This is a genomic window from Telluria sp. RB2R28 (assembly GCF_059685835.1).
Genome location: NZ_JCASIK010000013.1, coordinates 1 through 8,873 on the forward strand (window position 1 = coordinate 1; position 8,873 = coordinate 8,873).

4 protein-coding genes and 2 pseudogenes are annotated in these 8,873 nt (G+C 51.9%); 3 read left to right on the forward strand and 3 right to left on the reverse strand.

Annotated features, from left to right (window positions below; genetic code table 11):
* The first annotated feature begins 555 nt into the window (after positions 1-555).
* Positions 556-912, forward strand: coding sequence for a hypothetical protein (locus tag AC56LV_RS24335; protein WP_499561520.1), 357 nt, complete (start codon positions 556-558; stop codon positions 910-912).
* Positions 913-2,779: 1,867 nt separating this feature from the next.
* Here AC56LV_RS24335 and AC56LV_RS24340 read toward each other — a convergent pair.
* The 3 genes and pseudogenes from AC56LV_RS24340 to AC56LV_RS24350 form a co-directional block, all read right to left on the reverse strand.
* Positions 2,780-4,363, reverse strand: coding sequence for a methyl-accepting chemotaxis protein (locus tag AC56LV_RS24340; RefSeq protein ID WP_499561521.1), 1,584 nt, complete (start codon positions 4,361-4,363; stop codon positions 2,780-2,782).
* Positions 4,364-4,656: 293 nt separating this feature from the next.
* Positions 4,657-5,082, reverse strand: a pseudogene (locus AC56LV_RS24345) (IS110 family RNA-guided transposase); the annotation flags it as partial.
* Positions 5,083-5,584: 502 nt separating this feature from the next.
* Entirely contained in the window at positions 5,585-6,133 is a 549-nt protein-coding gene (locus AC56LV_RS24350) for an HAD domain-containing protein (RefSeq protein WP_499561523.1), read from the reverse strand.
* 1,040 nt (positions 6,134-7,173) lie between these two features.
* On the opposite strand from AC56LV_RS24350, the gene AC56LV_RS24355 reads away from it, so the two are divergent.
* Positions 7,174-7,449: a helix-turn-helix domain-containing protein gene (locus AC56LV_RS24355; RefSeq protein WP_499561525.1), complete on the forward strand. Its 276-nt coding sequence runs from the start codon at positions 7,174-7,176 to the stop codon at positions 7,447-7,449.
* Positions 7,450-7,832: 383 nt separating this feature from the next.
* Positions 7,833-8,057 (forward strand): annotated as a pseudogene (locus AC56LV_RS24360) (LysR substrate-binding domain-containing protein); the annotation flags it as partial.
* Positions 8,058-8,873: the final 816 nt, after the last annotated feature.

The window sequence follows — 8,873 nt, forward strand, 5'->3', positions numbered from 1 at the left end:
GTTGTAGTCTTTCCAGTTGGTCGTTCGGTACTTTGGTTTTGCTGGGGCAGTCATGCCGTCAGTTTACCCCGCACCCACGCTAGACCGCTGAACGGGGCCTATTTGTGCAACAAAGCCATCTCATACAGTAAAGCGCGTGCTTTATTTGAGCAAGGTACGTAACCACTTCGGGCTACGCGGTTAATTGCTGACTCCGCTTGCTTCCAAAGTTCATCTGCGCGGTGACGTACGTCCCGCGCATATGCCAGCGCGAGCTTGCTTTCTGAGTCGAGCGCTTGCCTCTGTGCTTCCTGAAACGCAAGCCACGGCAAGTACGTTACAGCAGTGCAAGCTAATAATGTGACGATAACATAGATGACTTTTTTACGCATTGCTAACCATATCACGCGAACCTGTCGCAGGACCAGCTCCCTTCCCTGATGCAGAGAGAGGTTTCCAAATTCCGTACGAAATGCTCAGGCGTAAGTGAACATCCAGCATATCCACGCGCCAATCTACTCTGCAGTTCGGCCTGTCCAGTCAGCAATATCGGCATATACCATAACAGCACACTTCGTGGATGCTGACGTACGCGCATCCATCTCAGCATCAATCGGCCCTTCACTACTTACAGATGCCCTGTTCACCAAGCGTTGTAAGAACTTACTCGCTGCCAACCGCGGAACCGTGGCCTTGAACCTGCTAAAGCAGAATCGAGACATCAAAGTGCTCTTTATTGATATTATCAGGCCTAGGATAGATGGTGTTGCTATGGAGAAAGTAGCAAGAGGGCTATCACCCAACCTTAAAGCTATTCTCCCATCAGGCTACATGCGCGGGACGCTTCGTGAAAAATTGGGCGGAGCGCTAGATGATTTTGAAGTGACCGCAAAAATCTACCGACTACCAGATCTCGTCAAACGACGTGCCTGAATATATATCGCAGGGTACTTGGTGCAATTTCGTCGTAAGGGCCTGAACCAGTGCAACCGGATCCTGCTGAGCGGAAAGAGCGATGACGTAAACGTCAGCACAACTTACGCACCGCTCGCCACGTCTTTAGACATGGTGAAGGCCGGGGAATTTCAGTGTATAGAAGTTCACTTTCCGCTTAAATCGGCCGGTCGTTGTCCGTCCGATTTCGAGAGCTGTCTGTCGAGACAGTGAGTGAATTTTCCAGACCGGCAACCTGCTAAGCTGATGCGAACGGCCGAGTTCGGATAAAAGCAATCATTACAGAATAGAGAAATGAACAGACTTAAGTGCCTGACCTTTTGGAAAGCAGATGAGAACGACGATAGCCTGTCACGCCGTGATCGTTGGGCCAACTGGCCGTCACCGCTGAAACCATTGAGACTATTGCAAGCCTCACAGCGAATACGGACGGCAGTTACGAACCTGGCGATCTGAACGAAGTCTATGATCTGCAAAAGCGCCTTTGCTGACTTATCTGCATGACTAGTGTGCAGACGATCCGTTTCGACGACATTCCCAAAGCGCTCTGGCGAGGTGAGGGTTTCACGAGCGGTTGCTAATTTCAGGAAGTTCAGATTCGCTGCTTACCTTAATACAAATTGCATGACGACTTCCAACTTATGCCATTGCATTTAGAGCTAGTCAAAGGAGTTGGGCGGGGTGAAGTCCGACGTGCGGCGCTACTAACAAACTGCTCGAAGAAAACGATGACCGATAAGTTCGATCACGTGCTTGTAAGCGACGACGTAACCTCGGACGCCCTCGGCATGTGAATCTTTCCAGCAGCGTGCTAACCTGCATCTTACATTGAGGTCGATTCGGCCTCGCCTTCGTCGTCATCGACCGCTGCAGCAGCCGAATTACCCCAACGCAGGAACAGGGGCGCCGCATAGGAATCAAGGACGGCCTTCTCGGCGCTGGAGGTGAAGTGTTAGGCCAGTCCCTTCGCGCTGGCGGGATCAGCATCCTTGGGCATAAGCATTCTCCGGTCGCTCAGGACATTTGCCCTGTCGCTGTAGTACTCGCATGCAGCACGTAATTCGTCTCGCCGAGCCCGAAGTCCTCGAGGTATGCATGCGCATCCTTGAGCCTGACGGCTGTCGGATAGGTTTTGATGGAGATCGCGGTGGTCCGCTCCAGCGGCGTCAATCCGGCGACCGCGAGCTGGGCAACAATGGAGGCGCAGGACCTAGTCAGAGTTGTCGTAGGTTGGGTGATCTGGCATGGGGGATCCCTTCAGTAAAATGGCTCGGATCAAATACCGGTGCCGCCATTGTCCTGGCATCTCCGCAGCGTGGTTGCAGCACCAGCCGACATTGCAAACATGCTGGACACAGCCACCTAAACTCAAGTTTTCACCCCAACCCAGGACATTGAGCAACGAACAGTCTATAAAAGATCCCGGCCAGAGCGAGCGAGACCGGCCTCGCTGAAACACTCGCCTTGTTGCTGCAACCTGGCGGCTACGTGGCAGCACCGCTTGCATCGGTCGATGCGCTGCTCAATATAGCCAGCAAAGGGGTCGGCACAGGCGCGGCGCTGCGCTGCGCTGCAGCAGGCGGCATCCAGTCGTTTCCAGGTTAGGGTAACTCAACACCAGCGCGGAGCTTCGCTAGCTGAACGAGATAAGGTTCGACAAGGGAACGGGTTACACACCTAAGGCTTACGAAGATTGGTAGCGTACTGCTGCGCAGAGCACCATTGACAGGCACCAGTCAGGCATCAACCGCTACCAAGTTATAAATGAAAAGCGCTTTCATCATACGTAAACAGAAAAAATAGTCGCAAAACGATAATTTTCAGCTCCATTACTTTATAAATTCAACTACAGCGAAGCGCGACGGTCGGTGCGCTTGTCTTGCACCTTGAACACCGCAATTGCCTGCGCCACGCAGCGCGTTTGCTGGGCCAATTCGCCAGCGGCTGCTGCGGCCTCTTCCACCAACGCAGCGTTTCGCTGCGTGATGTCGTCAAGCGACGCCACGGCCTTGTTCACTTCGCCAATGCCGAGGCTTTGTTCGGTGGCCGTGTGCGAAATCTCCTTCATCACATGCTTGACTTGGGTAACCGAGGCGATTACTTCGGTCATGATCGCGCCGGCGCGACTGGCGAGCTCAGTGCCTGTGTTGACCTCACTGATCGACTGGTCGATCAAGCCCTTAATTTCCTTCGCGGCCGCAGCCGAACGATGAGCCAGTGTCCGGACCTCGCCGGCGACGACCGCAAAACCCCGACCCTGCTCGCCGGCACGCGCTGCCTCCACAGCCGCATTTAGAGCCAGGATATTGGTCTGGAAGGCAATGCCGTCAATGATGCTGATGATGTCCAGGATACGGTTCGCCGAAGCGCTAATGCCATCCATCTTGACCACCACCTGCGATACCACATTGCCACCCTGACTGGCGACGTCCGAAGCGCGACCAGCTAGACGGTCGGCGTCTTTGACGTTGGTAGCGCTCTGCCGCACAGTGGAGTTGAGCTGCTCCATGCTGGCTGCAGTCTGCTGTAAGCTCGATGCCTGCGATTCAGTACGACTGGACAAATCCATGTTTCCGCTAGCGATTCCGTCGGTGGCGTGCTCGATAAGTTTGAAGTTGCTGCGCACGTCGCCGATGATGCTGTGCAGATTGATGCTCATCTGCCGCAGCGTGGCCAGCAGCTCCCCGATTTCATCGTCGCGCGCCGCATCGAATGTCGCGGTAAGATCACCACCGGCCATTTGCCGCGCCAAGCTAGTAGCTATGCGCAACGGCACTGCAATCGTGCCATGCAAGGCCCAACACTGGTACAAAGTGACAAGTGCCATCAGCATGGCTATTATGGCTAGGGCATTGCTACCGCCACCGAAGAGGCTGGCCGCGCAGATCACTAGTACCACGGCCGGCAACACACCAGCCAGCAGCAAGCGGGCCGACAACGAGAGACGCAGACGCGCACGCAGACGATCTAGCAGGCGATCCCCTACCACCTTGCCGCGAATGATTTTCAGTCCCTGGGCTTCGTCCTTCTTGAACGCGGCGTAGGCTAGAGCGGCTTTCTTGACCATATCGCGGCTCGGCCGCGTGCGCACCGACATGTAGCCGACCGGCTTCGCGTTTTCAATCACTGGCGTAATGTTGGCCAGCACCCAGTAATAGTCACCGTTCTTGCAGCGATTCTTAACCATGCCAGTCCACGGATAGCCCTGGCGAATGACGCTCCAAAGGTCATCGAATGCTTCTGCCGGCATATCAGGGTGGCGCAGGATATTCTGCGGAGCACCGATCAGCTCATCTTCGGTAAAACCAGAAATACTGATGAAATAGGGGTTCGCATAGGTGATGTTGCCTTGCAAATCCGTCGTAGAAACGATGGTCTTGCCCTCTTCAAGAAGGATTTCATGGCCGGTAATAGGCAAATTAGACCTCATGGCCACTCACTTTCTTGTAATTATGATAATGATCAGATATTGACATGCGTCATGCTGGTAGGAAACAGCAGGTAATGCCATCGGCATAAATGACGACCGGGAAGGCCGTCGCAGGTCATATCTAGCTTATCAGAAGGAAGTGAAGAGGAATAGGAAAATGTAGCCTATGAGCAACTCTTCGCCGTTCGTCATGCAGAACAGGCACCGAGTTCCACAACAGCAGCTCGTGCGTATCTAATGACTTCGAAAACAGCAAAGTCCGCATACCCACAAAAAGTTAACTAGAGTCCTTAGAGCGCGGGGGTCTGGTTCGCCTGCGCAGTACGGGCCTTGACGATACCCTGTCGAGCTCGGTGCAACGCCAGGACTGATTGCTGCTCGACATGCTTGACTGGTACAAAGCGCATCGTCGGACGGGTAACCGCTTCGCAAATAGCTTCGGCATCAGCCGCATCATGGTTGTTGGTCTTGACATATGGCTTAACGAATTGCGGTGCCATCAGCTTGACTGTGTGCCCCTGGATCTGCAGTTTGCGCGCCCAATAATGAGCGCTGCCGCATGCTTCCATGCCTATAAGACACGGTGCCAGGTTGGCGAAGAAGACCGCCATCTCTTCTCGTTTGATCTGTTTCATGAGCACCGCTTTCCCGTGTGCATCGACCCCGTGAATCTGAAACACGTTTTTTGCCAGATCGATGCCGATTGTCGTAATTTTCATGGTGACGCCCCCCTCGACTCAAGTGGTTGGTTGACACTTCCACTTTGGCACATCTGATGCCGTTACGGGTGGGGGCGTCCATCCCATTGGTTCCGGCCTTTCGCGCCCACCGCTGGATTTTCAACCTGGCAACCTAATATGCTGGTCTGAACGGCCGGGTTCCGCCAAAGCGGTCGTTCCGCATGCCCAATTAAGCCGCACCTGATGAGGCAAGCCAGCGGCGGGGCCGAGTGTAGCCCTGCACTTTCATCTGTTGCGCGGATAAGCACGTCGCGCTGTATTATGGCACTCCACCAAGTCGCCAGACTGCCTATGCAGCGACGAGCGGTTACAAGCTTCTCGGGCCGCCTAGCGACGATGCCACGCAGCACCTGCGCCGTGGGGGCCATGAACTGAAGGCCGGGAACAGATCATGTAAGCCTCGCCTGCATCAATATAGGATTGATGCAGGCGACACGATCGACAGTACGATAAGCCCTGGGTGCGATGTTACGAGCTTCACCTAAACTTTTACTGCAGTGAGTTTTCTTAGACGTGTCCGGATTTCCGCTTGAACGTTAGGGTCACTCAATCCCAGTGCATCATCGGTCTTGATTAGGTTACTGCGACAATGGCTTGGCCATCCGACGTCGTCGTTATCAATCGCTAGCCAAGCTGTTGGCTGACGGCGTTTAACATCGGCATAGATTTGCTCCCCCCGCGCAGTCTTCTCGAATACGAATTTATTCATTTCCCGACGGTGAAATGTAGCGCCTATAACCTTGCTCCGCAAGGTTGGGCTCAGTTGCTTTTTAGCGAATTCATAGCTCTTAACCCGAACCCAACTGGTTGCCAACACAATGCTCACCTCCGAGTACTGTGCAAGTATTTCTTCCAAAATTTCGGCCCATTCGAAGAGCCTATGCCCTGGCGCTCGTAGGTGGATACCCTGCTTACGAGACCAATAGACTTCATCATGATGAAGGACTCCGTCAAAATCGAGGTACAACACAACCCCTACGTGATTAAGACCAGCATCACCATTTTTCTTATTTGGGACTTCCGCGCACATCGCTGCTTGTTCCTTTTTTTAGGGTGCAATTAATTAAGCAACCTTATCATCGCGGGCACCCTATACTTGTTCAGGAATCTTTGTGAAATACAGTTTACGAGCGGAGGTGCTAAGTTGAATAAAAAAGCTTCTACATCCACCGAACTTCTGATTAACACAATATCGAGAACACAATTGAAGGGTTGCAATTGAATTTTTTAGGGCAAAGTTATTCAGCTGGCATGTTTTTACATCGTCAGGTTAATTTACATGACTAAATTCCACGAAGTATCTTTGCTAAAACGCCGCGCGCAACTGAAATGAAATTCTTTAAATCGATTTTCTCACTGTTTAGTCGAAATCTTCCTAGGCATATGGGCAGACCTCAAATGACACATGCGAGTCCGTGATGAGAAAAAAACAAACATTGGCCAGCTACCATTTAATAGTTCCTTCTTCCCAGCAGCTGAATCTTCAGTAACTCGTATGGCCATTGTGGCATCCCGGGTTCAGCCAAAAAATTGAGGTGACTTGTGCTCGGGTGGTCTCCTTGTGTAGATTTGTTAAATTTAGGAACTCTGACAACGACAAATTATGAACGGGCGTTTTTTTATTCTGTTGAGCGTAGGCCACCACGGCGTCGACCGTATTCTCCGTGTTATACGACATTCCAGACATATACAGGTACTTCGTAACAATCTTCATCTTGTTTGCCGTTGAAATAGGAAAGAGAAATTGCAAGGAACGATTTTTCTATAAAAGCTTTGAACGGGCGTCTACTTCTGAAGAGGTTGCAGCGCTTTCTTACTGCTCAATATTCGGGCACCATCTTGCAGGGCCATGTAGCCCACGTCTGCAGGCACCTCCATCTTGGTCAAGTAGCTTCGTCGAGTGAGGCATGTGCGCAAAGTGAAATAGTGAAATAGTGAAATAGTGAAATAGTGAAATAGTGAAATAGTGAAATAGTGAAATAGTGAAAAATTATTCTAATTTAGAATATTCTATTTTGGACTATTTCATCGCACCGTGCAAGCTGCTAACTTCAGCTAGATATGCCTGCTATGAAAAAGACAATTTATACAACACAATACCGCGTCATGCTCCGAGTTCTTCGCGAGACACGGGAGCGCGCAGGCCTCACTCAGGTAGATATTGCTTTAAAGCTAAACGTGACGCAGGTCTTTGTCAGCAAGTGCGAAGGCGGACAACGCCGATTAGACATCATCGAGCTTCTTGCTTGGTGTGCGGCTATGGGGGCATCGACTACGGCGTTTCTTACGGAAGTAGAGCTTGCGATTGCTTCCAGCCATGATGACCTCCATACTTCTGTTGACTAGTCCTGTTCGCGTTCTACCTCAAATGAACTTCTGCCTCCGGAAGGTTGCCTACTCCTCCCTACTACAACCATTGCCTTGGCCTCGATGACAGCAGTGAATGCGGGTTCTTGCGGCATTGGTGCAGGCCGGTTGGCCCTGGCCGTGCTACCTGAGTTGGCAGTAAATGGTGCCCCTAAGGTGATCGCTAAATACAAGACAAGCTACCCGGGAATCACAGCACAGTTGCTCCATGCTTGATCGGACCAATGCTTGGACTTGCGCCGAGGACGGGTAAATGTTCGGTTGGCGGCATCTGGAGCTAATCTGGCCGATTTCTATACCGGCCCCTCGTGCAACGATCCGTTCTTTTTAGACTGCCGCCATGATCCTACGCACGCCAAGGTAGGATCAGGATGAAAGACCTCGCAGCCTGCGAATTAATCCACTTGACGCCCTCGACGAGCATGCGTCAGCACGTCGGCCAGCTGACTCGCGGGCTTGCCGTCCCCTACTCTGGCCTTGAGGTCGAACACCTGGCTACCGTGGCCGACGTGATCGGGCATGGGCTGGGTGTGAGCCATGTGCCGGAGCTGACTCCTCTAACTTTACAGCTCGGATCTGGTCTCTAATCCACTCGACAGTTCAGCCGTGATGCGGCCAGTCCTGATCTTGCAGCGCAGGTGCCAAGCCTTATCGGATGCTGCTCAAGGAATGCTCGAACTGATCGAAGCGCTGCTCTCCACGAACAGCAGGCAGTGGGTTACAAAGTCGGTCGATGCATGTCTCAGTCTATAGCCAGGCTCATTGGGGACAAGCACTAGCTCCCAAACACCGGCCGTATTCGCTTTGAGTAGTAGATGGCCGGTTGTGATAGTCCGTGAATTTTCCAATCTGGCAACCTGCTATGCTGGCTTAACGTTCGGATGCGGCTCAAAGCAGCCCGTATAGCATCTACATACAACTTAAGTTAAATTAAAGTAAGAAGACACCATGAATATAACCAAGAAATTTATCGCTCAGAGCATGCTTATTGGACTAGTTATTGCGGTGCTCGCCGTCGCTTATGAATATAATTTTGGCCCGATATCTGGAAATTTTTGGATAAGAGGCATAGGCATAGGAATAATCTGCGGTTTTGCAACAGTCACTTGTTTATCGATGTGGAAATAAAAAACGTTGATGAGTGTCTGAATATGTTCCGCTCCTTCCGTTCGTGACAGTCTGCAATTTTCGGCCCTGGCGACATAAATTCTAGACCAAGAGCTTCGCTTCTCGAACAAGGTCTGGTTTGGGTCGAAATCAGCCGGTCGCGACAGGCAGGAATTAGCCTTGGATTCAACCGGTCGATGCAACAAGTTTGCTGAATCGTTCAGCGGGCGTTTGGTATTCTAAAGTCTTCCTTGGCCGTTCGTTCAATTTGCGAGCTACTTCGTTAAGTTGAGCCT